This window comes from Amycolatopsis keratiniphila subsp. keratiniphila, assembly GCF_001620365.2.
Lineage (GTDB): Bacteria > Actinomycetota > Actinomycetes > Mycobacteriales > Pseudonocardiaceae > Amycolatopsis > Amycolatopsis keratiniphila.
On record NZ_LQMT02000003.1, the window covers coordinates 215055 to 237553 of the forward strand.

Genomic DNA, 22499 nt, shown 5'->3' on the forward strand with positions numbered 1-22499 from the left:
GGCACCCATTGGTTGTAGTGGTGGACACCCATTTGAGTCAGTGACCCGGCACTCTGCGCGTTAGTGGTCCGGAATTGATTACACTCCGTCCGGAATTGCGGACACTTTGCGGTCGTATTGGCCGTCGTGTAGCGCGATCGTAACCTCGCGTGCTTAAGTGCGGGCTGAGTTCCCGCTAGTGTCGGCGGGCACACCGATCGTCCGTGGAGTTCGAGTTACCGACCGACCGGACGGTGCCTAAACACCGAAAATCTCCTCAAGGGGTGCCAGATGCAGCAACTGCGGGTGACCCGAGCACGCCGTGTGGCCCTGATCGGGCTTGCCGGCGCACTCGCGGTCTCCATTTCCGCCTGTGCCGAATCGAAGCGTGAAGAAGGCGCAGGGGGTGGCTCGGGAGGCACCATGGTCTTCGGCGCCGCCGGTAACCCGAAGACGTTCGACCCGCTCTTCAACGACGACGGTGAGACCTTCCGCATCATCCGCCAGATGATGGACACGCTGATCATGAACAAGCCGGGGACCGCGGACCTCGAGCCCGGCCTGGCGGAGAAGTGGGAAGGCAGCAACGAAGGCAAGACCTGGACCTTCACCCTGAAGAAGGGCGTGAAGTTCCACGACGGCACCCCGTTCAACGCCGAAGCGGTCTGCTTCAACTTCAACCGCATGTTCAACATGAAGGGCGCCGCCGCCCAGAGCCAGATGATCTACTACGGCGACGTCTTCGAAGGCTTCGCCAAGAACGAGGGTGACGCCTCCGGCGCCCCGGTGTTCAAGGACTGCCAGGCCAAGGACGAGTCGACCGCCGTCCTGAACCTGAACAAGGCCAAGGGCGCCTTCCCGGCCGCCTTCACGCTGCCGTCGTTCTCGATCCAGAGCCCGGACGCGCTGAAGAAGTACAACGCCGACGCCGTCACCCAGAGCGGTGACTCGTTCTCCTACCCGGAGTACGCGCTGAAGCACCCGACCGGCACCGGCCCGTTCAAGTTCGAGAGCTGGGACCAGGCCAAGGGTGAGATCACGCTGGTCAAGGCCACCGACTCGCCGACCCAGACGGCCAAGCTCGACAAGCTGGTCTTCAAGGTCATCCCGGACGAGAACGCCCGCAAGCAGGCGCTCAAGGCCGGCGACATCCAGGGCTACGACTACCCGTCGCCCGCGGACTACGGCCTGCTGCGCAACGACGGCGAGCAGGTGCTCATCCGTCCGTCGTTCAACATCCTGTACCTGGGCATCAACCAGAAGAACAACCCGAAGCTGAAGGACCTCAAGGTCCGCCAGGCGCTGGCCTACGGTCTCAACCGCGACCAGTTCGTGAAGTCGAAGCTCCCCGAGGGCGCCGAGACCGCCAGCCAGTTCGTGCCGAAGGCGATCGACGGCTACAACGAGAACGTCACCAAGTACGAATACAACCTTCAGAAGGCGAAAGACCTGCTGAAGGAAGCCGGCGCCGAGGGCATGACCCTGAAGTTCTACTACCCGACCGAGGTCACCCGGCCGTACATGCCGAACCCGGCGGACATCTTCACCTCGCTGTCCGAGGACATGAAGGCCATGGGCATCAAGGTCGAGCCGATCGCCAAGCCGTGGAACGGTGGCTACAAGGACGACGTCCAGAAGGCGGGCAAGCACGACGTGCACCTGCTCGGCTGGACCGGTGACTACAACGACGCCGGTAACTTCGTCGGCACCTTCTTCGGCCGCGAGAAGCCGGAGTTCGGCTTCAACAACGCGGAGCTGTTCTCGGCCATCTCCGCCGCGGACGCCGCGCCCGCCGGCGAGGCGCACACCAAGGCGTACCAGGACGTGAACCAGAAGATCATGGAATACCTGCCCGCCATCCCGATCTCCTACGGCCCCCCGGCGATCGTCGTCGGCCCGAAGGTGAAGGGTCTGGTGGCCAGCCCGCTGACCGACGAGCGCTTCTACACCGTCACGGTCAACTGATCCACCACCACTAGTGGCTCAGGGGGTGGGTGCTACCGCGCCCACCCCCTGAAGTCCATTCCCGGGCTGGCAACAAAGGAACGCACGTGCTCCGTTTTCTCGTGCGTCGGCTGCTACAAGCGATACCGACGCTCTTGATCCTGTCCATTTTGATCTTCGCCTGGCTCCGGTCCCTGCCCGGTGGCCCCGCCGGCGCCCTCCTGGGTGACAAGGCGACCCCGGAGAAGATCGCCGACCTGAACAAGCTTCTCGGCCTCGACGATCCGATCTTCGTCCAGTACTTCAAGTTCCTCGGCCGGGCGATCACCGGCGACTTCGGCAACTCGCTGGTCTCCGCCCAGCCGGTCATGTCCGAGATCGGGAACTTCCTCCCCGCCACGATCGAGCTCGGCTTCTGCGCGATGCTCATCGCGGTGGGCCTCGGCATCCCGTTCGGTTACCTGTCCGCGCGGTTCCGCGGCGGGGCAGTCGACAACGTCATCATCGTGCTCAGCCTGGTCGGCGTCGCGGTGCCGGTGTTCTTCCTCGGCTACATGATGCAGGACCTGCTGGCCGCCCCGCTGGGACTTCCCTCGCAGGGCCGTCAGATGGCCGGTCTCGACGCCACCACCGTCACCGGTTTCGCGGTCTTCGACGGCATCATCACCCAGGAATGGGACGCCGCCTGGGACGCGCTCACCCACCTGATCCTCCCGGCGTTCGCGCTGGCGACGATCCCGCTCGCGGTCATCGTCCGGATCACCCGCGCCTCGGTGCTGGACGTGCTGAACGAGGACTTCATCCGCACGGCCAACTCGAAGGGCCTGACCCAGCCGATCGTCCGGCGTCGTCACGTGCTCCGCAACGGGCTCCTGCCGGTGGTCACCGTCATCGGCCTGCAGACCGGCGCGCTGCTCGGTGGCGCCGTGCTGACCGAGCGGGTGTTCAACTTCCGCGGCCTTGGCTTCCTGCTCGCCGAGGGCATCGAACGGCGTGACTACCCGCGTCTGCAAGCGCTGCTGCTGTTCGGCGCGCTCGTCTACGTGCTGGTGAACATGCTGGTCGACATCTCGTACGGGCTCATCGACCCGAGGGTGCGTGTCCGATGAACACCTTGCTGAACAAGAAGAAGGAGCCGATCGACCGCCTCGCGGCCTCGTCGGCGAAGGGGCACAGCCTCGGTGGCGAGGCGCTGCGCCGGATGATGCGGAGCCCGGTGGCCATCACCGGCGCCGTGATCACCGGACTGTTCCTGCTGGTGGCGATCTTCGCGCCGCTCCTGGCGCCGAAGGACCCCTACGAGCGGTATCTGCAGAGCCAGGTCATCCTCGGGCAGGGCATCATCCCCGGCGCGCAGCCCGGTTTCCCGCTCGGTGTCGACGACTTCGGCCGCGACTACCTTTCGCGGTTGCTCGTCGGCGCGCAGAACACCCTGCTGGTCGGCGTGCTCGCCACGATCATCGGCGTCGTGGTCGGCATGATCATCGGCGGTCTCGCCGGTGCCTTCGGCGGCTGGGTCGACACCGTGCTGATGCGGCTCGTCGACGTCATGCTGTCGGTGCCGTCGCTGCTGCTGGCGATCTCGGTCGCCGCGCTGTTCCAGAAGCCGAGCCAGTGGACGGTCATCGTCGCGGTCTCGATGGTCAGCGTGCCGATCTTCGCGCGGCTGCTGCGCGGTTCGATGCTCGCGCAGAGAAGCAGTGACCACGTGCTCGCGGCGACGTCGCTCGGCGTCAAACGCGGGGCGATCGTGTTGCGGCACATGCTGCCCAACTCGCTCGGCCCGGTCATCGTGCAGGCCACGCTGACCCTGGCCACCGCGATCCTCGAAGCGGCGGCGCTGTCGTTCCTCGGTCTCGGCGACCCGGACCCGAACCGGGCGGAATGGGGCATCATGCTGAGCCGCAGCGCTCGGCAGTTCCTCGACATCCGTCCCGAGCTGGCGTACTACCCGGCCATCGCGATCATCATCGTCGCGCTCGGGTTCACGCTGCTCGGCGAGTCCCTGCGGGAAGCCCTCGATCCGAAGAACAGGCGGTGATCTTTCATGGCTCTCCTTGAAGTACGCGACCTCAAGGTCGTTTTCCAACGACGCGGCGAGAAGCCGTTCACCGCGGTGGACGAGGTCAGTTTCGACGTCGAACCCGGCCAGACGGTCGGTCTCGTCGGTGAGTCCGGTTGCGGCAAGTCCGTGACCTCGCTGGCGATCATGCGGCTGCTCGCGAAACGCGGCAACCAGGTCACCGGTTCGGTGTCGTTCGAAGGCACGGATCTGCTTCGCCTGTCGGACAAGGAAATGCGGGATCGCCGGGGTCGCGACCTCGGCATGGTGTTCCAGGACCCGCTGTCCTCGCTGAACCCGGTCATCCCGATCGGTTTGCAGATCACCGAGGTGCTGGAGCGGCACCGCGGGATGTCGCGCAAGGCGGCGTCGGTGGAGGCGGCGGAGCTGCTGGACAAGGTCGGCATCCCCGACCCGGCCCGGCGGCTTTCCGAGTACCCGCACCAGCTTTCCGGCGGGATGCGGCAGCGCGCGCTGATCGCGATCGCGCTGGCGTGCCGTCCGCGGCTGCTCATCGCCGACGAGCCGACCACCGCGCTCGACGTGACGATCCAGGCGCAGATCCTCGCGCTGCTGCGGGAACTGGTGCAGGACACCGGGACCGCGCTGATCATGATCACGCACGACCTCGGTGTGGTCGCCGGTCTCTGCGACCAGGTCAACGTGCTCTACGGCGGCAAGATCGTCGAGCGGGCGGAGCGGCACTCGTTGTTCGCCGAGCCGCGGCATCCCTACACGCACGGCCTGCTCGCCTCGATCCCGCGTCTCGACGCGGGCCGCGGCGAGAAACTGATCCCCATCAAGGGATCCGTCGCCGACAACATCCCGTGGGACGGCGGTTGCGCCTTCGCGCCCCGCTGCCCGAACGCTCTCGGCGTGTGCCGGGAGGTTTCACCGCAGCTGACCCCCGATCGCGGTGGGCTGCTGCGCTGCCACAACCCGGTGATCCCGGCCGTGGCCGCACGAGGAGGGGCCCGATGACCCACACGGTACCGCCGCAGGACGTGCTGCTGGAGGTCGAAGACCTCAAGGTGCACTTCCCGATCAAACGCGGCATCGTGGTCGACCGCACGGTCGGGCACGTGTTCGCCGTCGACGGCGTCGATCTGGCCATCCGCCGGGGTGAGACCTACGGCCTGGTCGGGGAATCCGGCTGCGGCAAGTCCACTTTGGGCAGGGCGATCCTCCGGCTGACCGAGCTGACCGACGGCAAGGTCGTCTTCGACGGCACCGACGTCGCCGGGCTCAAGGGCGAGGAACTGCGCAAGGCCCGCCGCCGGATGCAGATGGTGTTCCAGGACCCGATGTCCTCTTTGGACCCTCGGCAGTCGGTGGAATCCATTCTGACCGAAGGGATGAAGGCGCACGGCCTCGACAAGGACAGGGAGGCGACGGCCAAGCGGCTGCGCGAACTCCTTTCCGCCGTGGGACTTCCCGAGTCCGCGCTGCGCAAGTACCCGCACGAGTTCTCGGGCGGTCAGCGTCAGCGCATCGGCATCGCGCGGGCGCTGGCCGTCGAGCCGGATCTGATCGTCGCCGACGAACCGGTGTCCGCGCTGGACGTCTCGGTGCAGGCGCAGGTGGTCAACCTGCTGGAGGATCTGCAGGAGAAGCTCGGGCTGACGTATCTGGTGATCGCGCACGACCTCGCGGTGGTGCGGCACATCTCCGACCGTATCGGCGTGATGTACCTCGGCTCGCTGGTCGAAGAGGCCGACGCGGACACGCTGTACGAGAACCCGCTGCACCCGTACACGCGGGCGCTGCTCTCGGCGATCCCGGTGCCGGACCCGACGGTGGAGGACACCCGCGAGCAGATCCTGCTCGCCGGTGACCTGCCCTCGCCGGCGCGGCCGCCGTCCGGCTGCCGGTTCCACACGCGGTGCCCGTGGCGGCAGCAGAGCCTGTGCGACACCGACCGCCCGCAGCTGCGGGAGATCGGCACCGGGCACCGCGTCGCGTGCCACTACGCGGAGGACATCCGCGACGGGCGGATCCAACCGCACGAGGTCAAGGCGGAACTCGTCGAGGCCGGGGAGCTGAACCCCGACGTCGGCGGGCTGCCGGACGTCGGCTCGGCGGCGGAGATCCTCTAGTCCCGAAAGCGCGTGAAGGCCCCCTTCCCCCGGCTNNGGGGGCCTTCACGCGCTTCGGCCGCATTTAGTCCTCTGAATGCGTGCGGTCGGCGTGCCCGACCGCGTTGCGAAAGCCACTTTCGCAACGCTCAAGGTTGCGAAAGTGGCTTTCGCAACACGCGGCGCATCGGCGAGGGGACCACGTCTGCCCGCATTTAGAGGACTAAATGCGGGGAGCGTGGCCTTCGGGCAGACTCTCTGTCATGCGGGTCACAGTGCTGGGTGCGTCGGGGCGGACGGGGATCCACGTGGTCCGGCTGCTGCGGGGGCGGGGACATCAGGTGCGGGCGGGCCTGCGCAGCCGCCGCCGCGCCGAGCAGGTCGCCGGGCTCGGGGCCGAGACCGTGGTCGCGGACGTCACCGCCGACGCGGACGACCTCGTCGAGGCGCTCGCCGGGTCCGAAGTGGTGATCAGCGCGATCGGCGCGCCCGATCCGGATCAGGCCTCGGTCGACCTCGTCGACCGTGACGGCGTGATCACCGCGATCCGTGCCGCCGAGAAGGCCGGTGTCTCCCGGTTCGTGCAGCTTTCCGCGCAGTTCGCGGACTCGCCGGATCAGGGTGACCGCCTGGTGCGGTCGATCCTGATGGCGAAGCAGATCTCCGACAGCGTCCTGCGCCGTTCGAGCCTGAACTGGACGATCGTCCGGCCCGGCACGCTCACCGACGACCAGCCCACCGGCCACGTCAAGATCGCCGGTCACCTCGAACCGGGCCGCGTCTCCCGTGCGGACGTCGCCGCCGTCCTGATCGCCACGCTGGAAGAGCCGCTCGCCGAGAATCAGGGTTTCGACGTCATCGGCGGGGAGATCCCGATTCCGTCGGCGCTGGCGTCGCTGGGCTGAGCGCCTTCTTCCGTTCCCGCGCGGCCCGCAGGTTCGCGACGTTCCCGCAGGTGCGCACGTCGTGCCAGACGCCGCTGTTGTTGCGCGAGACGTCGTAGAAGGCCGAACGGCAGCCGTCGAGCCGGCACAGTTTCAGCCGCGACCAGATTCCCGCCTGCTGCGCGAGCAGCGTCTCCGTCCACAGCGCCGAAGCGAGCCACTGCCGTCCGGTGCCGGACGGGAACAGCCGGACGACGCCGTCGCGCAGGGCCAGATCCGCCTTCACCGGCTTGCCGAGGTCCGTGTCGTCGCCGTCCACGAGCGAAACGAACGACGCGCGAAGGTCGCGAAGCGCGCGAAGGTCGCCCGGACCCAGCGAGATCTCGGGCGCCTCGGAATCCCGGGCTCGCGACCATTCCGCCAGCGCCTCGGCGGCCCAAGGTCGCGCCAGATCGGTGTCGCTCAGCAGGTCGAGGCCGTACGTCTTGATCGCCTTGGTGTTGAGGAAGTCCTGAACGAGCGCCAGCCCCGAGGGGGCGGTGCGTAACCGGTACCGGTCCGTCGCGGTCCATGACATAGGTCAAGCGTACTTGACTCTGTCGAGTCGCGTCGCCATGCTGGCGACAGAGGTAAAAGCCGAACACTTCTGTCAAGGAGCAAAGTCATGACCTCCATCGAAGACGCCGTCGTCCTGGTCACCGGCGGGCAGCGCGGGCTCGGCAAGGCGTTCGTCGCCGAACTGCTCGACCGCGGCGCCGCCAAGGTCTACGCGACCGCCAGGTCGCCGCGTGCGGAGACCGATCCGCGGGTCGTCCCGCTCCCGCTCGATGTCACCGACCCGGCATCCGTCCGCGCGCTGGCGGAGAAGGCGAGCGACGCCACGATCGTCTTCAACAACGCCGGTGTCCTCGGGCTCGGCTCGCTGTTGAACGACGGCGTCGACGCGCACCGTCCGGTCTTCGAGACGAACGTCTTCGGCGCGCTGCGCGTCGCGCAAGCGTTTGCGCCGCAGCTCAAGGACGGTGGGGCGCTGGTCAACGTGCACTCGGTCCTGTCGTGGGCGGCGGGCTCCGGGTCCTACGGCGCGTCGAAGGCGGCCTTCTGGTCGCTCACCAATTCGCTCCGCATCGAGTTCGCCGAGCAGGGCACACAGGTGGTCGGCGTGCACCTCGGCTACACCGACACCGACATGACGCAGGGCCTCGACATCCCCAAGAACGACCCTCGCGACGTCGCCCGCCAGGTCGTCGACGGTCTCGAAAAGGGCGAGACCGAGGTGCTCACCGACGAGCTCACCCGCCGCGTCAAGGCCGCGCTGTCCGGTCCGGTCGAGCACCTCGGCACCAGCCGGATCGGCGCGTAGAAAACCGTTGGCGGGAGGGCTCCGGTCCGAGGTAGCTTCGCCGCCATGTGTGCCCCCGCGTTCACCCGGATCCGCCGCGCCTAGCGGCGGATTCCCGGCTTCTGGCAAGGAACCGCCGCCCGAGCGAGACATCGCCGGGCGAGCCTCGTGCTGCCCGGCTCACCTCGAAGCCGCGGAGATCCCTTGCGCACACGACAACCTGGCCGTCATGAACTGGGCCAGAACTTCCTCATCGACCGGACCGTCATCGAAACCGTCGTGAAGCTCGTCGACGGCACGGACGGGCCGATCATCGAATTCGGTACGGGCGACGGCGCGCTGACCCTGCCGCTCGAACGGCTCGGCAGACCAGTGACCGGCGTCGAGATCGACGGCCGCCGCGCCGCCCGGCTGGCGGGCCGCGTCCAGCCGCCGACGAAGATCGTCACCGCGGACTTCCTGCGGTATCCGTTGCCGGAGGCGCCCCACGTGCTGGTCGGCAACCTGCCGTTCCACCTGACCACCGCGACGCTGCGGCACGTCCTCGCCGCTCCCGGCTGGACGGACGCCGTCCTGCTCATGCAGTGGGAGGTGGCGCGCCGCCGGGCCGGCGTCGGCGGCGCGACCATGATGACCGCGCAGTGGTGGCCGTGGTTCGACTTCCGGCTGACCGGCCGGGTGCCCGCGGCGGCGTTCCGCCCGAGGCCCGGTGTCGACGGCGGCCTGCTCACCATGACCCGCCGTGAGCGGCCACTCGTCGAAGACGTGGATCGCCGGCGCTACCAGGACTTCGTGCGGCAGGTGTTCACGAGGCCCGGCCGCGACGTCGTGCCCAAACGGCTCACCGCACGCCAGTGGGCTGAGGCGTTTCGGCTTCGGCGAGGAAATCCGGCTCGCGCACGCGGCGTTTCGTCGAACCGAACAGGACGCCGCCGATGACGACGGCCGCGGCGAGGATCTCCACCAGCGACGGGCGTTCGTCGAGGACCAGGAACGCCATCGACAGCCCGACCACCGGCACCAGCAGGGAGAACGGCGCGACCACGCCCGCCGGGTTGCGGCGCATCAGCGAGGTCCAGATGCCGGAGCCGACGATCGTGCCGAACAACACGACGTAGGCGAGGCCGCCGAGCCCGATCAGCCCGGTGGTCGTGCCGAGTGTGCTCAGCGAGTGCCCGATCTCGGCGGGACCCTCCATGACCAGCGACAGCGCGAACATCGGCAGCGGCGGCACCACGGACATCCAGAGGACGAAATTCAGCGGGTTGTCCGGTGCCGCCTGCCGGGTGCTCAGGTTGCCGAACGCCCAGCTCAGCGCGCCGAGCAGGGTCAGGATCACCGGCAGCAGGGCGGCGTTCCCGGCCTGCTGCCAGGCGATCGTCGCCATCCCGGCGACGGCGAGCAGGATCCCGGTGAGCTGCCGTCCGGACACGCGTTCGCGCAGGAAGACGGCGCCGAGCAGGACGGTGAACGGGGCCGACGCCTGCAGCACCAGCGACGCGAGACCGGTCGGCATGCCGGTGTCCATCGCGATGAAGAGGAACACGAACTGCCCGGTGCCGAAGCCGAGCCCGTAGCCGAGCAGGTGGCGGATCTTCACCTTCGGCCACGGAACGAACAGGATCGTCGGGATCGCGATGACCGCGAAGCGCAGCCCGCCGGCGAAGACGGGCGGGAACTGGCCGAGGGTGGCGTGGATGGCGAGGAAGTTGCAGCCCCAGAGGACGGCGACGAACAGGGCGAGCAGACGATCGCGGGCGGGCATGTCTTCACTCTTACGTGGAGCGACCCTTTAGGACCAGCGAGAATATTTGCAGCGATCGTTCAGTTCGGCTTCACATATGCTGGCGGTATGGACATCGGCCGGTTGCGGACCCTGCGGGAATTCGCCGATCGCGGCAGCGTGACGGCGGCCGCGAAGGCGTTGCACTGCACGCCGTCCGCGGTTTCCCAGCAGCTGCGCGCCCTGCAGGGTGACGTGGGTCTCGCGCTCACGGAACCGGCCGGACGCGGCCTGCGGCTGACCGACGCGGGCCGCGCGCTGGTCGCCCGCGCGGACGACGTGCTCGCCGCCCTGGAGCGCGCGGAGTCCGAATTGGACACTTACCGCAGCGCCCCGCGCGGCCGGGTCCGGGTGGCGATCTTCCAGTCCGCCGGGCTGATGCTGCTGCCGGGACTGCTGCACCGGACGGCGGAATTCGACGGCCTGGACGTCATCGTGCGCGACGTCGACATGACCCCGCCGGAGGTCCCCGGGCTCGTCGCGGATTACGACATCGTGGTGGCGCACCGGGACGAGCACGCGCCGTCGCTCGGCTCGGACCGGCTGGAGACCCGGCATCTGCTGCGGGAACCGCTCGATGTCGCGCTCCCCGCGGGGCATCGGCTCGCGAAGCGGCGCCGCATCGAGCTGGCCGAACTGGCCGACGAACGCTGGATCAGCGTCAACGCCGGATTCCCGGTGGACGACATCCTCCAGTCGCTGATCATCCGCACCGGGGTGCGGCCCCAGGTGGTGCAGCGCATCAACGATTTCCGCATCACCGAACGGCTCGTCGCCGCCGGGCACGGGATCGCGCTGCTTCCCCGGTACACAATGGACACCCGGCGCGGCAGCGGTCTCGTCTGCCGTCCGCTCGCCGGGATCAAGGCGGCCCGGCACGTGGAGGCGGTCTACCGGCTCGGCGCGTCTTCGCGGCCCGCGGTGGCGAAGGTGCTCGACGCGCTCGCCGACGAGGTCGGCGCGCTCACCGGCGAGCGTGACTCTTCAGGTGGTCCAAGGCGATCTTGAGCGCGTCGGCGATCGGCGTGACGTCGTGGCGCAGGTGGGCCATCAGCAGGCCGCCCTGCACGCAGGTCAGCGCGGCCTGCGCGAGCCTCGCCGGGTCGGCGCCCTCGACGAGTTTTCCCTGTTCCCGCAACGATTCCAGGCCGCGCTGGAGATGTGCTTCCCATTCGCGGTAGGCCTTGTCCAGCAGCGGTGCCATCTTGGGGTCGTCCCCGAGTTCGCCGGTGAGGTTGCCCAGCGGGCAGGCGATGGGCCCCTTGGGCGTGGTCTGGATGGCCAGGATCTCCCGGGCCCACTGGTCGAAGTCGGCCCAGTCGTGCAGTTCGAAGATGGTCGGCTGGTTGCCGAGGATGTTTTCGAGGAAGCGGGCGATGACCGCTTCGACGAGCTGATCCTTGTTCTTGAAGTAGTGGTACATCTGCGATTTCCCGGCCCCGCTCGCCGCGAGCACCTTGTCGACGCTCGTCCCGGCCACGCCGTTGACGTACATCAGCTCCGCCGCCGCGTCGACGATCGCGTCCCTCGTCATCCGCCCCTGCGGGGTCTTCGCCGGTTGACCACTCATGTACCGAATAGTACAGTCAGCTGCACTGTACCGATTAGTACAACCGAAGGAGCCGACCATGGGGGATCTCAACACCGACCTCGCCGAGCTGCGGGAATCCGTCGCGAGCCACGTCCCGGCGGAGGTCGCCGAAATGCTCAAGGCCGACCGCGCGACGTTCGTGGGGGTGGTCGCCGAGGCGGCCGCGAAGCCGGGCACGCCGATGCCGGACCTCGCGCTGCCGGACGCCGGCGGCGATCGGGTGCGGGTCGCGGACGGGCCCGCGGTCGTGGTGTTCTATCGCGGCGCGTGGTGTCCGTACTGCAACCTGGCGCTGCGCACGTATCAGCAGGAGCTGTTGCCGGAGCTGGAGAAGCTGGATGTGAAGCTGGTCGCGGTCAGCCCGCAGCTGCCGGACGGCTCGCTGTCCACAAAGGACCTGAAATTCACCGTTCTGTCCGATGTGGACAACGAACTCGGGCGCACGCTCGGCATCACGTTCCGGCTGGCCCCGGAGACGAAGCCGGCTTTCGACACGATCATCGGCGACGTCGAGAAGATCAACGGGGCGGCGGAATGGGAGCTGCCGTATCCGGCCGTCCTGGTCGTGGACGGCGAAGGCGTCATCCGGTACATCGACGTGCACCCGGACTACACCACGCGCACCGACCCGGCCGACGTCCTGGCGGCCGTGAAGGCCCTGTAGAAGCGCGTGAAGGCCCCCTTCCCTCGGCTCAGCCGAGGGAAGGGGGCCTTCACGCGCAAAGCGGGGATTACCGGTGAGCCCGGTTCACCGCCGACACGACGGCCCGCAGCGAAGCGGTCACGATCGACGGGTCGATCCCGATGCCCCAGTACACCCGGTCGGAGATCGCGCACTCGATGTACGACGCCGCCCGCGCGTCGTCGCCCGGCGAGAGCGTGTGCTCGCTGTAGTCCAGCAGCCGCAGGTCGAACCCGACGGTCGACAACGCGTCGAAGAACGCCGCGATCGGGCCGTTCCCGCGCCCGGTGACCTCGTGTTCGTCGCCCTCGACGCGCACGGTCGCGGTGATGTCGTACTCGCCGTCGCCGTTGTCCCGGACGTGCTGGCGCACCAGCTCCAGCGGCGTCTTCAGCTCCAGGTACTCGGCCGAGAAGGCGTTCCACATCGTGGCCGGGTCGACCTCGCCGCCCTCGGTGTCGGTGTGGCGCTGGACGACCTTCGAGAACTCGATCTGCAGGCGCCGCGGCAGGTCGAGCTGGTGCTCGGCCTTCATGATGTAGGCGACGCCGCCCTTGCCGGACTGCGAGTTCACCCGGATCACGGCCTCGTAGTTGCGGCCGATGTCCTTCGGGTCGATCGGCAGGTACGGGACCTCCCACGGGTGCTCGTCGACCGGCGTCCCGACCTTGTCAGCGGCGGCCTTCAGCGCGTCGAGGCCCTTGTTGATCGCGTCCTGGTGGCTGCCGGAGAACGCGGTGAACACCAGGTCGCCCGCCCACGGGCTGCGTTCGTGCACCGGCAGCTGGTTGCAGTATTCGACCGTCCGCTTGATCTCGTCCATGTCGGAGAAGTCGATCTGCGGGTCGACGCCCTGGCTGTACAGGTTCATGCCCAGTGCGACCAGGTCGACGTTGCCGGTGCGCTCGCCGTTGCCGAACAGGCAGCCTTCGATCCGGTCCGCGCCGGCCTGGAAGCCCAGCTCGGCGGCGGCGATACCGGTGCCGCGGTCGTTGTGCGGGTGCAGCGACAGGATCACCGAGTCGCGGCGGTCCAGGTTCCGGTGCATCCACTCGATCGAGTCGGCGTAGACGTTCGGCGACGCCATCTCGACGGTGGCGGGCAGGTTCAGGATCACCGGCTTCTCCGGCGTCGGCTGCCAGATCTCCGTGATGGTGTTGCAGACCTCGAGCGCGTACGACAGCTCGGTGCCGGTGTAGGACTCCGGCGAGTACTGGAAGCGGAAGTCGGTGTCCGGCTGCTTCGCCGCGTAGTCGACGACCAGCTCAGCGGCCTGCGAAGCGATCTTCGTGATGCCGATGCGCTCTTCGCGGAACACGACGCGACGCTGCAGGATCGAGGTCGAGTTGTAGATGTGGACGATCGCGCGCGGCGCGCCTTCGAGCGCCTTGAAGGTGCGCTCGATCAGCTCCGGGCGGCACTGGGTCAGCACCTGGATGCTGACGTCGTCCGGGATGGCGCCCTCGTCGATGATCTCGCGGACGAAGTCGAAGTCCGTCTGCGACGCCGCCGGGAAGCCGACCTCGATCTCCTTGTAGCCCATGCGGACCAGCAGGTCGAAGAACTTGCGCTTGCGTGCGGGCGACATCGGGTCGATCAGGGCCTGGTTGCCGTCACGCAGGTCGACGGCGCACCACAGCGGCGCGCGCTCGATGCGCTTGTCCGGCCAGGTGCGGTCGGGCAGCGAGATGTCCTCGACCAGGTCGTACCAGGGGCGATAGCGGTGTACGGGCATCGAAGTGCCGCGCTGGGTGTTCCACGAAGCCTGCTCGGAAGGCGCAGGACGGGTGGGCTTGCGAATGCTCATGAGGGGAGGGTTCTCCTGAAGAATCGGGTGCGACGACCGGCACCACGAAGCCCCGCGACGGGGAGCCGGTCCGATCAGGCCCCGTCGCGGCAGCGAAGCAGGAGAGCTCGAGCCACGACGCCACCTTAACCGCGCGATCTCCCGAAAGGAAACCCGGGCCGCGATCGAACCGTGACTCAAGTGGCGCCCATTCGGGTTACTCGCGGGTAGCAATCGGACCAGGCGGCGTGCCACACTGCCCGGCATGGGCGAGCACGCTGAAGAGAAGGAAACCGCTGATCAGGCGACCCGGCGCAAGGTCGACTGGCGAGCGGGCGGCAGCCGCGCGGCCGGGATACTGGCGAGCGTGGTCCGCTGGGTCGGGCTGATCTTCGCGGCCATCCTCGTGCTGCACGTCGTCTTCGTGATCGGCGAGGCGAACCCCGACAACGGCATCGTGTCGTTCGTCCGCGGCTGGGCCGACGGGCTGCTGCTGGGCTTCAAGGATCTCTTCATGCCCGAAGACGCCAAGCTGCGCGTGCTGGTCAACTACGGCATCGCCGCGATCTTCTGGATGGTCGTCACCGGGATCCTCGCCAAGATCATCCGGCGCGTGGGCGGTTCCGCTTAGCCTCGGAGCACTACGCTCGGAAGATGTTCGCGCGGGCGGCGCCTTTCGAGATCGTCGCGATCGGGGCTTCGGCGGGCGGGGTGAAGGCGCTCCTCACGGTGCTCGAGGCCTTGCCCGCGGACTTCCCGGTGCCCGTGGTCATCGTCCAGCACCTCGATCCCCATCACGACACGGTGCTCGCCGAACTTCTCGACCGGCGGTCGCGTTTGCGGGTCAAACTGGCCGAGGACGGCGAGGTGGCCGAGCCCGGCACCGCCTATGTCGCCCCGCCGGACCGGCATCTCCTGGTCGGGCCCGGCGGCGGACTCCGGCTGTCGGAGCGGGACAAGGTGAGATTCGTCCGGCCGTCGGCCGATCTGCTGTTCGAATCCGTCGCGGTGGCCTGCGGTGCCGCGGCGCTGGTCTGCGTGCTCACCGGGACCGGTTCCGACGGCTCGGCGGGTGCGAGGGCGGTCTCGTCCCGTGGCGGTACCGTGGTCGCCGAAGATCCGGACACCGCGGAATTCAAAGGCATGCCACAGGCCGTGGTGAACGCCGTGGCGGTCGACCTGACGCTGCCGCTGGAAGGGATCGCGGCCGCGCTGGTGGCCCTGATCGAAGGAACGAGATCGCTGTGACCGCGTACGACGCCGGCGCCGATGACGAACGTGAGCTGGAATCCCTGCTGACGTTCATCAAGGATTCCCGCGGCTTCGATTTCACCGGGTACAAACGCACGTCGCTCGGGCGCCGGATCCGCAAGCGGATGCAGACCGTCGGCTTCGAGAAGTACGCGGATTACCGGGATTTCCTGGAAAGCAACGCCGACGAGTTCCAAGAACTCTTCAACACCATTCTGATCAACGTCACCGGTTTCTTCCGCGACCCGGCGGCGTGGGACTACCTGCGGACGGCGGTCGTCCCCGGTCTGATCGCGAAGGCCGACCCCGATCAGGACATCCGGATCTGGAGCGCCGGGTGTTCGAGCGGCGAGGAGGCCTACACCCTCGCGATCATCTTCGCCGAACACCTCGGTATCGAAGCCTGCACGAAACGGGTCAAGATCTACGGCACCGATGTCGACGAGGAAGCCCTGCGCGAGGCCAGAGCCGGGGTGTACTCCCTCAAAGCGCTGGAAAAACTCCCGGACGAGGTGAAGACGAAATACTTCGAACCGAACGGCGCCCTGTTCGCCTTCCGCCGTGACCTCCGCCGCCGGGTGATCTTCGGCAGGCACGACATCACCCGCGACGCCCCGATCTCACGCGTCGATCTGCTCGTCTGCCGCAACACCCTGATGTATTTCAACGTCGAAGCGCAGACGAAGATCATCGAGCGGTTCCATTTCGCGCTCAACGAAGGCGGCCACCTTTTCCTCGGCAAGGCCGAGATGCTGATCGCCGACGGATCCCGGTTCGAGGTCACCGACATGCGCAACCGGGTGTTCCGGATCCAGGCCGGTGCGGGTGCGGTGAAGCCGGCGCGTTCCGATCTCCTGCCGGCGTCGGAGGCCGGAAGGATCAATCGGCGTCAGGTGGCCGAACTGGCCTTGGCGGCCTCGCCCGATTCGGTGGTGGTCGTCGACCGGGACGGCACGGTCGCGTTGATCAACGGCGCGACGACGCCGCAATTCGGGCTCTCCCCGGACAAGATGGGCACGCCGTTCGGTGAGCTGGAGATCTCGTCCCGGCCGATCGAACTCGGGTCCTTGGTCGACCGGGCCCACAGCGAGCGCCGGAGCGTCCGGGTCAACTCCGTGCGATGGGACAGGAACGACGGCGAGACACGGTATTTCGACGTCATCGTCAAGCCGCTGCTCACCAGTGAAGGCGAGGATCTCGGCGTCGCGATCACCCTCATCGACACCACCGAGGCCACCCGGCTCCAGCAGGAGGTCAAACGGGTGCAAGAGGACCTCGCCACGGCGTACGCGGAACTCCAGTCGACCAACGCGGAACTGGAGACCGTGAACGAGGAACTCCAGTCGAGCATCGAGGAGCTCGAGACGACGAACGAGGAACTCCAGTCCACCAACGAAGAACTGGAGACCACCAACGAGGAACTCCAGTCGGGCAACGAAGAACTCGAAACGATGAACGAGGAGCTGCGGATCCGCACCGCCGAGCTGGACGAGGCGCGCACCTTCCTCGAAGGGGTGCTGTCCAGTGTCGCCGCCGGAGTGGTCGTGCTCGACAGCGATCTCCTGGTGCGCAGCTGGAACCGCGGCGCCGAGGACCTGTGGGGGATGCGCGCCGACGAGGTCTACCGGACGGACTTCTTCACGCTCGACTTCGGCCTGCCGACGGACGGGCTCCGCGACATGGTCGAGATCTGCAACGAGACCGGCCACCGCGCACTCCCGGTGGAGACCGACGCGGTGGACCGGAAGGGCAGACCGTTCACCGCCTCCGTCAGTTGTTCGCCGCTGGACGGGCCGGGAAGTGGCGTCGTGCTGCTGATGGAGAAACGGCGGGAGTGATGTCTTCGCCATGGGGGATCAGGTCGGCGACGGTCAGGCGGCGGCTCATCAGCCGTTCGGAGAGGTCGCCGATCCGCATGTTGTGACCGCGGGCGTAGCGTCGCAGCAGCCGGAACGCGCCCTCCGGGCTGACTTCCAGCCGGGCGGACAGCAATCCCTTGGCCTGCTCGATGATCACCCGGCTCGACAGTGCCCCCTGAAGTTGCCGCGAGGTCGTGGTCAGCCCGGCGATCGTCCGGTGGTTGAGCATGGCGATCGTCGCGACGTCGGCGAGCGCGTTCGCGATGCTCAGCTCGGCCGGCGGCAGCGGCGCCGTCTCCGTGGTCAGGATCGTCACCGCGCCGAGCGTGTCTTCGCGACGGCTGAACGGGAACGCGTGCACCGACCGGTAGCCGAGGGAAAGTGCGGCGGGAGCTAAGCCGCTCCAGCGCGACGTCGCTTCGTCGAGGAGCACGTTGACGACCGGCTCCCCGCTCGCCTCGCACTCGACTCCGGGCCCTTCTTCGGCGAAGAGCTCGCCGAGTGGTGGCGTTTCGAGCCGTTCGTCGGTGTCCACCACGACGGGGCGGTCGCCGGAGGCGGTCAGGTGCACCGACGACGAAGCGATCAGCTGGGTGTACCGATCCGCCACGCAGAGCCAGTAATTCTCCGGATCCAACGCGGGGACGAGAGTGTCCGCCAGCTCCACCAACGTGTCGGCGACCCATTTTTCGCGATTCCGCATCAAAAATCGGCCTTCCTCGAGGGCAGCCAACGCTAGTCCTCTTGATGCGGTCACGAAAGCCGCCCCACTCAGCCATCCGGGTCACATCCGCGGGGTGGCCGCGAGCGTACGCTCGCTTCATGTGGGACGGCACCGGTGGCCGCTATGACCAGTCGGCTCTGCGGGAACTGGTCGAGGCCGAACGAGGGCGTGCGGATCGCGCAGCGAAGGTGGCCCTGCGGCACGAAATCCTCATGGAAACGGCCGTCGAAACCATGCGACCGTTCCATCGGCGGATGGCGCGGCTCCATCGCGCCACCGAAGGCAGGCACCGGGCGGCGGCCGAACTGCACGCGGGCTACGCCGCCGCGGTGGACGACTGGGCCGCCGGGCGGGCGGACGTCCCGCCGGCGTTCCTGACCGCGGTGGCCGAGAACGCCGGTGTCCGGAGCCTCGCGGTGACCTTGTTCGGCGGCCCCGGAACCGCGGCGGTCGTCGTGTCCGATCCCGTCGCCGCCAGGGCGAACGACCTGGAGTGCGTATTCGGCGAAGGACCCTCCCTGGCGACGTCCGGGGAGCCCGGCGTCTGCGGAGAGGGAGAACTGTCGAGCCGGTGGCCCCGGTTCGGGCCCGCCGCGAGGGAACTCGGGGTCCGGGCGGTGGTGTCGGCCCGGCTGGGGCTGGGGGAAACGCCGCTGGGCACCCTCACCGCGTATCGGTCCGAACCCGAACCGGACGCCGGAATCGCCCGTTCGACGGAGCTGGTGGCCGAAGCGCTCACCGCCACGGCGCTGCACCCGGACACCCGGCTCGACGCCGAAGACGGGCTCCCCGTCCATCCGTTGTTCGGCGACTTGGACCTCGAAGCCGTGGTGCACCAGGCCACCGGGATGCTGATGACCAACCAGGATTGCGACGCCTCGGACGCGCTGGCCCTCATTCGCGCACGTGCCTACGCCCAGGACGAGAGCGTCATGGAAACCGCGCGGAAGATCGTGAACCGGGCGCCGCCCTTCAGCTGACCCCGAGCCTTTCGTACGCGTCGACGGCGGCTTTCGGGTCGTCCGCCTGGAATTTCACGACGCGGACGGTCTCGGTCGCCCCGAGCGGCCGGGTCACCGTGATCGGCTCACGCAGTTCCGCGATCAGGTTCGTCTCGTAGAAGTTGTCGTACCTGAGCCAGGTTTCGTCGCGAAACGCCTTCGCCTTGGCGGGATCGTGGCTTTCCTTCGCCTGCCGGAGGGAGGCGATGTTCTCCCTCGGGATCCGCACGTCGTAGAACGAGCTGTAGCGCACTCGCACCTCGCGCGACGAGATCACGTGCGGTCGGACGACGGTGCCGGCGTAGATTCCGAACACCAGCAGCGCCGAGTACACGCCGAGGACGAGCAGCAGGACGTCGACGACGAGGCCGAAGTCGATCAGCCAGAAAAGCCCGGCTTCAAAGGCGCTCACCACGGCCAGGACGACGAAGATCGACTTGCCGCCCGAGCCGTACGGCACCGCGACGGCGTCCCCGTCGATTCCGTCCGTCCGGCGGGTCAGATACAGCCAGAGCCCGGCCATCGTGCGTGACTCGTTGCGGAGAATCCTGCTGAATGCCCCCATACCCCCAGGTTAGCGATCGAACCCGGTGAGGATCTTCACCGCGTCGGCGGATCCCGGGTCCTTCGGGGTGTAGATCTCCAGCCGGTGGTCGGGGCTGTCGGGCTGGAGCCACACCTGGTAGTCGACGCTCACCGCACCGACCGTGGGGTGCCGCAGACGCATGGCCCCGACGGTGCAGTCGGCGACGTCGCCGGTCGCCCAGAGCGTCGCGAATTCGTCGCTGCGCATGGTCAATTCGCCGATGAGCGCCGCCAGCCGGGCGTCGGTGGGGTAGCGACCGGCGGTCAGCCGCAGATAGGCGACGTGGATCGGGGCGAGTTCGGCCCGGTTCCGGTGCAGCTCGCGGGTGAGCGGGTCGAGGAAGAACATCCGGGGCAGCGACGGCCGCCGTTCCGGATCCCCCGGCGCGTCGAAGTCGAGGTGTTCGGCCATGAGCGAGTGCCCGCCGTGGTTCCACGCGAGCACGTCGCCGCGACGGCCGAAGACGAGCGCGGGCACGGTCTCGCCGAGGTTCTCCAGCAGCGCGAGCACCCGGGGATGCGGTTCTTCCGGGCCCGGGTCGGACATCTTCGGGAGCGAGGACCGCCGGGCGAGGTTGTGCAGGTGCGCGGTTTCGACGTCGTCGAGCCGCAGCGCGCGGGCGAGCGCGTCGAGCACCTGCTGTGAAGCGGTCTCGGCCAGGCCCTGCTCCAGCCGCGTGTAGTACCCGGCGCTCACCCCGGCGAGCTGGGCGAGCTCCTCGCGGCGCAGCCCGGGCACGCGGCGCGAGGTGCCGTAGGTGCGCAGGCCGATCTCGGCGGGAGTCACCCGGTCACGACGGCTTTTGAGGTACACGCCGAGGCTTTCCATGACTCCGAGCCTAAGTACTTCGCCCGCCGCGTGGGTGTACCCGCGAGGTGTACCCATGACACGGGGATGGTTGCCGCCCCGAAGCCGGTACAGCGTCGAGGGCATGACACGACAGCACACCAGGGCCTGGTTCGGCCTGCTGGTGATCCTCTGCCCGGTGTTCCTGGTCTCGATGGACGGATCGATCCTGTTCCTCGCGATGCCCAGGATCAGCCAGGCGCTCACGCCCACGGCCGACCAGGCGCTGTGGATCCTGGACGTCTACGGTTTCGCGGTCGGCTCGCTGCTGATCGCGTTCGGCGCGATCGGCGACCGGTACGGACGGCTGAAGCTGCTGATGATCGGCGCCGCCGTGTTCGGCCTCGGTTCGTCGGGCGCGGCCTTCGCCCCGAACCCGGAAACGCTCGTCGCCTTCCGCGCGCTGATGGGACTGGCGGGCGCGACGCTGCTGCCGTCCGCGCTCGCCGTGCTCAGCGAACTCTTCCCCGACCCACGGCGGCGGGCACGCGCCATCGGGATCTTCGCGGCCGCGTTCGCCGCGGGTTTCGCGATCGGCCCGGTCGTCGGCGGGGTCCTGCTGGAGCGGTTCCCGTGGGGCTCGGTCTTCCTGGTCAACCTGCCGGTGATCGCGGTGTTCCTGGCGCTCGCGCCGGTGCTGTTGCGCGAGGTGCGAGCCGCCGGGACGGGCCGGGTCGACGTGCCGAGCGTGGCGCTCTCCGCCGCCGGTCTCCTGCTCGCGATCTACGGGATCAAGCACGCGGCCGCCGACGGCCTGTCCGTCTTGCCGGTCGCCGCCGGGATCGCCGGCGCCGCGCTGCTGACGTGGTTCGTCCGGCGGCAGCGCGGTCTGGAGCACCCGCTGATCGAGTTCTCCCTGTTCCGCGACCGCGTCTTCACGATCGCGATCGTCACCGGGCTGGTGCCGCTGGCCGCGTGGTCGGCGGCCGCGTACCTGTCGGGGATCCACCTGCAGTCCGTGCTCGGCCTGCCGGTCCTGCACGCGGCGCTGCTCGCGCTGCCCGGCGCGGCCGTCCTCACGATCATGTGCGTCGTCACGCCCGCGCTGGTCGACCGGGTCGGCAAGCGAACGGCGCTGGTCGCCTGCCATTTCTCCATCGCCGCCGGGCTGGCGCTGCTGCTCATGACCGGGGTCACGGGCGGGGCGGGCTGGTACGTCGCGTCGACGGTCGTCGCCGGGATCGGCTACGGCATCTCGTTCAGCGTGGTGGCCGACACGGCGGTCGCCGCGGTGCCGGCCGAGCGGGCGGGGGCCGCGGGCGCGATCGCCGAGACCGGCAACGAGATCGGCAACGCGCTGGGGATCGCGCTCATGGGCTCGCTCGCCGCGCTGGTGTTCCGCCTGACGGGACCGGATCTCGCGCCCACCCTCGGGGAAACCCTCGCTATCGCGCCCGCGGCCGCTCTTGACGCGAAGGAGGCCTTCGTCGCCGGCCTGCACACCGCCGTCGGGGTGCTCAGCCTGCTGCACGCCGGGCTAGGGGTACTCGCTCTGCGATGGCTCCCTCACTCGGAGAAGGCGCTCGTGCCCCAGGCGTCGGCGTAGGCGAATTCGGCCAGGGGAACCCGCTCGCGCGGCGCCTTCTCGCGCTCGATCCGCCAGTCCTCTTCGAGCACCGACGGGTCCGCTGCGTGGCCGACCGCGATGGCGACCTTGGGGACGACGTCGTCAGGGAGTCCGAAGAAGTCCTTCGCCGCTTCGGCGGAGAAGCCCGCCATCTGGTGCGCGATCAGGCCGAGGTCGACGGCCTGGAGCACGAGGTTCTCGCTGGCCAGGCCCAGTCCGTACTCGGCGTACGGGACGTCGCCCTTCTCGTTCGTGGTCACCATCACGCCGATCAGCAGCAGCCCGGCGCGCCGCGCCCACGCGCGGTTGCCCGAGTTCAGCGTCGAGAGGATGCGGTCGAACGACGGCGTGCCCCGCAGGCCGACCAGGTAGCGGGCGGGCTGGGTGTTGCCGAACGACGGCGCCCAGCGGGCGGCTTCGAGCAGCGCGCGGACCTGGTCTTCGGACACCGTGGCTGCCTCGTCGTAGGCGCGAGGGCTCCATCTGGCCGCCATGATCGGCGCGATCGGGGTACTTGTCTCGGCGGGTTTGTGCACC

At 68.5% G+C, this 22499-nt stretch carries 23 protein-coding genes; 15 read left to right on the plus strand and 8 right to left on the minus strand.

Annotated elements, in window-relative coordinates; translation table 11 throughout:
- Positions 1–270: 270 nt before the first annotated feature.
- The 6 genes from AVR91_RS01605 to AVR91_RS01630 all read left to right on the plus strand — a co-directional run bounded on the left by AVR91_RS01605 (position 271) and on the right by AVR91_RS01630 (position 6965).
- Entirely contained in the window at positions 271–1944 is a 1674-nt protein-coding gene (locus tag AVR91_RS01605; protein ID WP_455550124.1) for an ABC transporter substrate-binding protein, read from the plus strand.
- Positions 1945–2030: 86 nt separating this feature from the next.
- On the plus strand, positions 2031–3032 hold the full coding sequence (locus AVR91_RS01610) for an ABC transporter permease (RefSeq protein ID WP_063275656.1): 1002 nt from the start codon (positions 2031–2033) through the stop codon (positions 3030–3032).
- Positions 3029–3964 (plus strand): ABC transporter permease, encoded by a 936-nt coding sequence (locus AVR91_RS01615; RefSeq protein ID WP_016337932.1) that lies wholly within the window; start codon positions 3029–3031, stop codon positions 3962–3964. The genes AVR91_RS01610 and AVR91_RS01615 overlap by 4 nt, the downstream gene beginning before the upstream one ends.
- Before the next feature lie 6 nt (positions 3965–3970).
- Positions 3971–4966 (plus strand): ABC transporter ATP-binding protein, encoded by a 996-nt coding sequence (locus AVR91_RS01620; RefSeq protein ID WP_063275657.1) that lies wholly within the window; start codon positions 3971–3973, stop codon positions 4964–4966.
- On the plus strand, positions 4963–6081 hold the full coding sequence (locus AVR91_RS01625; protein WP_076857231.1) for an ABC transporter ATP-binding protein: 1119 nt from the start codon (positions 4963–4965) through the stop codon (positions 6079–6081). Before AVR91_RS01620 ends, AVR91_RS01625 begins: the two co-directional genes overlap by 4 nt.
- A gap of 242 nt (positions 6082–6323) precedes the next feature.
- The gene (locus AVR91_RS01630) at positions 6324–6965 is read left to right on the plus strand and encodes an SDR family oxidoreductase (RefSeq protein WP_063823132.1); all 642 of its coding nucleotides are present in this window, start codon (positions 6324–6326) and stop codon (positions 6963–6965) included.
- Here AVR91_RS01630 and AVR91_RS01635 read toward each other — a convergent pair.
- Positions 6916–7521: a CGNR zinc finger domain-containing protein gene (locus AVR91_RS01635; protein WP_063273560.1), complete on the minus strand. Its 606-nt coding sequence runs from the start codon at positions 7519–7521 to the stop codon at positions 6916–6918. The genes AVR91_RS01630 and AVR91_RS01635 overlap by 50 nt on opposite strands.
- Before the next feature lie 87 nt (positions 7522–7608).
- Here AVR91_RS01635 and AVR91_RS01640 point away from each other — a divergent pair, with 87 nt between their 5' ends.
- Both AVR91_RS01640 and erm read left to right on the plus strand, forming a co-directional pair.
- The gene (locus AVR91_RS01640; RefSeq protein WP_063273559.1) at positions 7609–8307 is read left to right on the plus strand and encodes an SDR family oxidoreductase; all 699 of its coding nucleotides are present in this window, start codon (positions 7609–7611) and stop codon (positions 8305–8307) included.
- 183 nt (positions 8308–8490) lie between these two features.
- Positions 8491–9225 (plus strand): 23S ribosomal RNA methyltransferase Erm, encoded by a 735-nt coding sequence (erm, locus tag AVR91_RS01645; protein WP_063273558.1) that lies wholly within the window; start codon positions 8491–8493, stop codon positions 9223–9225.
- Here the strand turns inward: erm and AVR91_RS01650 are convergent.
- Positions 9128–10051, minus strand: a complete 924-nt coding sequence (locus AVR91_RS01650) for an EamA family transporter (protein ID WP_016337926.1) — start codon at positions 10049–10051, stop codon at positions 9128–9130. The genes erm and AVR91_RS01650 overlap by 98 nt on opposite strands.
- Positions 10052–10138: 87 nt before the next feature.
- Between AVR91_RS01650 and AVR91_RS01655 the strand changes: the two genes are divergently transcribed.
- Positions 10139–11077: a LysR family transcriptional regulator gene (locus tag AVR91_RS01655; protein ID WP_016337925.1), complete on the plus strand. Its 939-nt coding sequence runs from the start codon at positions 10139–10141 to the stop codon at positions 11075–11077.
- Here AVR91_RS01655 and AVR91_RS01660 read toward each other — a convergent pair.
- Positions 11034–11639: a TetR/AcrR family transcriptional regulator gene (locus AVR91_RS01660; RefSeq protein WP_063273557.1), complete on the minus strand. Its 606-nt coding sequence runs from the start codon at positions 11637–11639 to the stop codon at positions 11034–11036. The genes AVR91_RS01655 and AVR91_RS01660 overlap by 44 nt on opposite strands.
- A gap of 58 nt (positions 11640–11697) precedes the next feature.
- On the opposite strand from AVR91_RS01660, the gene AVR91_RS01665 reads away from it, so the two are divergent.
- Positions 11698–12324: a peroxiredoxin-like family protein gene (locus AVR91_RS01665; RefSeq protein WP_063273556.1), complete on the plus strand. Its 627-nt coding sequence runs from the start codon at positions 11698–11700 to the stop codon at positions 12322–12324.
- Positions 12325–12391: 67 nt separating this feature from the next.
- On the opposite strand, the gene leuA is transcribed toward AVR91_RS01665, so the two are convergent.
- Positions 12392–14149, minus strand: coding sequence for a 2-isopropylmalate synthase (gene leuA / locus AVR91_RS01670; RefSeq protein WP_063273070.1), 1758 nt, complete (start codon positions 14147–14149; stop codon positions 12392–12394).
- Between the two features lie 244 nt (positions 14150–14393).
- On the opposite strand from leuA, the gene AVR91_RS01675 reads away from it, so the two are divergent.
- From AVR91_RS01675 to AVR91_RS01685, 3 genes are read left to right on the plus strand one after another with little or no spacing between them, the layout of a single operon-like run.
- On the plus strand, positions 14394–14759 hold the full coding sequence (locus AVR91_RS01675) for a hypothetical protein (protein ID WP_038521146.1): 366 nt from the start codon (positions 14394–14396) through the stop codon (positions 14757–14759).
- 23 nt (positions 14760–14782) lie between these two features.
- Positions 14783–15376 carry a chemotaxis protein CheB gene (locus AVR91_RS01680; protein ID WP_063273071.1) on the plus strand — a complete coding sequence of 198 codons (594 nt, stop codon included), beginning with the start codon at positions 14783–14785 and terminating at the stop codon, positions 15374–15376.
- A complete protein-coding gene (locus AVR91_RS01685) occupies positions 15373–17217 on the plus strand; it encodes a CheR family methyltransferase (RefSeq protein ID WP_063273072.1) in 1845 nt (614 codons plus the stop codon). Before AVR91_RS01680 ends, AVR91_RS01685 begins: the two co-directional genes overlap by 4 nt.
- Here the strand turns inward: AVR91_RS01685 and AVR91_RS01690 are convergent.
- Positions 17150–17941 (minus strand): ANTAR domain-containing protein, encoded by a 792-nt coding sequence (locus AVR91_RS01690; RefSeq protein ID WP_083737314.1) that lies wholly within the window; start codon positions 17939–17941, stop codon positions 17150–17152. The two genes, AVR91_RS01685 and AVR91_RS01690, sit on opposite strands and share 68 nt — an antisense overlap.
- 119 nt (positions 17942–18060) lie before the next feature.
- Between AVR91_RS01690 and AVR91_RS01695 the strand changes: the two genes are divergently transcribed.
- Positions 18061–18942, plus strand: coding sequence for an ANTAR domain-containing protein (locus tag AVR91_RS01695; protein WP_063273073.1), 882 nt, complete (start codon positions 18061–18063; stop codon positions 18940–18942).
- Here AVR91_RS01695 and AVR91_RS01700 read toward each other — a convergent pair.
- Together AVR91_RS01700 and AVR91_RS01705 are read right to left on the minus strand one after the other, a co-directional pair.
- On the minus strand, positions 18935–19528 hold the full coding sequence (locus AVR91_RS01700; RefSeq protein ID WP_228709097.1) for a hypothetical protein: 594 nt from the start codon (positions 19526–19528) through the stop codon (positions 18935–18937). The genes AVR91_RS01695 and AVR91_RS01700 overlap by 8 nt on opposite strands.
- Positions 19529–19537: 9 nt before the next feature.
- Positions 19538–20377 carry a helix-turn-helix transcriptional regulator gene (locus AVR91_RS01705; RefSeq protein WP_063273075.1) on the minus strand — a complete coding sequence of 280 codons (840 nt, stop codon included), beginning with the start codon at positions 20375–20377 and terminating at the stop codon, positions 19538–19540.
- Between the two features lie 103 nt (positions 20378–20480).
- On the opposite strand from AVR91_RS01705, the gene AVR91_RS01710 reads away from it, so the two are divergent.
- Positions 20481–21941 (plus strand): MFS transporter, encoded by a 1461-nt coding sequence (locus tag AVR91_RS01710; protein ID WP_063273076.1) that lies wholly within the window; start codon positions 20481–20483, stop codon positions 21939–21941.
- Here the strand turns inward: AVR91_RS01710 and AVR91_RS01715 are convergent.
- On the minus strand, positions 21902–22498 hold the full coding sequence (locus AVR91_RS01715; protein ID WP_063273077.1) for a nitroreductase family protein: 597 nt from the start codon (positions 22496–22498) through the stop codon (positions 21902–21904). The two genes, AVR91_RS01710 and AVR91_RS01715, sit on opposite strands and share 40 nt — an antisense overlap.
- Position 22499: the final 1 nt, after the last annotated feature.

What these genes read in the sequence shown, in the direction of transcription:
- AVR91_RS01605 (WP_455550124.1), top strand. Translation starts at nt 271, where the DNA reads ATGCAGCAACTGCGGGTGACCCGAGCACGCCGTGTGGCCCTGATCGGG.
- AVR91_RS01615 (WP_016337932.1), top strand. Translation starts at nt 3,029, where the DNA reads ATGAACACCTTGCTGAACAAGAAGAAGGAGCCGATCGACCGCCTCGCG.
- AVR91_RS01620 (WP_063275657.1), top strand. Translation starts at nt 3,971, where the DNA reads ATGGCTCTCCTTGAAGTACGCGACCTCAAGGTCGTTTTCCAACGACGC.
- AVR91_RS01625 (WP_076857231.1), top strand. Translation starts at nt 4,963, where the DNA reads ATGACCCACACGGTACCGCCGCAGGACGTGCTGCTGGAGGTCGAAGAC.
- AVR91_RS01630 (WP_063823132.1), top strand. Translation starts at nt 6,324, where the DNA reads ATGCGGGTCACAGTGCTGGGTGCGTCGGGGCGGACGGGGATCCACGTG.
- AVR91_RS01635 (WP_063273560.1), bottom strand. Translation starts at nt 7,521, where the DNA reads ATGTCATGGACCGCGACGGACCGGTACCGGTTACGCACCGCCCCCTCG.
- AVR91_RS01640 (WP_063273559.1), top strand. Translation starts at nt 7,609, where the DNA reads ATGACCTCCATCGAAGACGCCGTCGTCCTGGTCACCGGCGGGCAGCGC.
- AVR91_RS01650 (WP_016337926.1), bottom strand. Translation starts at nt 10,051, where the DNA reads ATGCCCGCCCGCGATCGTCTGCTCGCCCTGTTCGTCGCCGTCCTCTGG.
- AVR91_RS01655 (WP_016337925.1), top strand. Translation starts at nt 10,139, where the DNA reads ATGGACATCGGCCGGTTGCGGACCCTGCGGGAATTCGCCGATCGCGGC.
- AVR91_RS01660 (WP_063273557.1), bottom strand. Translation starts at nt 11,639, where the DNA reads ATGAGTGGTCAACCGGCGAAGACCCCGCAGGGGCGGATGACGAGGGAC.
- AVR91_RS01665 (WP_063273556.1), top strand. Translation starts at nt 11,698, where the DNA reads ATGGGGGATCTCAACACCGACCTCGCCGAGCTGCGGGAATCCGTCGCG.
- leuA (WP_063273070.1), bottom strand. Translation starts at nt 14,149, where the DNA reads ATGAGCATTCGCAAGCCCACCCGTCCTGCGCCTTCCGAGCAGGCTTCG.
- AVR91_RS01675 (WP_038521146.1), top strand. Translation starts at nt 14,394, where the DNA reads ATGGGCGAGCACGCTGAAGAGAAGGAAACCGCTGATCAGGCGACCCGG.
- AVR91_RS01680 (WP_063273071.1), top strand. Translation starts at nt 14,783, where the DNA reads ATGTTCGCGCGGGCGGCGCCTTTCGAGATCGTCGCGATCGGGGCTTCG.
- AVR91_RS01690 (WP_083737314.1), bottom strand. Translation starts at nt 17,941, where the DNA reads ATGCGGAATCGCGAAAAATGGGTCGCCGACACGTTGGTGGAGCTGGCG.
- AVR91_RS01695 (WP_063273073.1), top strand. Translation starts at nt 18,061, where the DNA reads ATGTGGGACGGCACCGGTGGCCGCTATGACCAGTCGGCTCTGCGGGAA.
- AVR91_RS01700 (WP_228709097.1), bottom strand. Translation starts at nt 19,528, where the DNA reads ATGGGGGCATTCAGCAGGATTCTCCGCAACGAGTCACGCACGATGGCC.
- AVR91_RS01705 (WP_063273075.1), bottom strand. Translation starts at nt 20,377, where the DNA reads ATGGAAAGCCTCGGCGTGTACCTCAAAAGCCGTCGTGACCGGGTGACT.
- AVR91_RS01710 (WP_063273076.1), top strand. Translation starts at nt 20,481, where the DNA reads ATGACACGACAGCACACCAGGGCCTGGTTCGGCCTGCTGGTGATCCTC.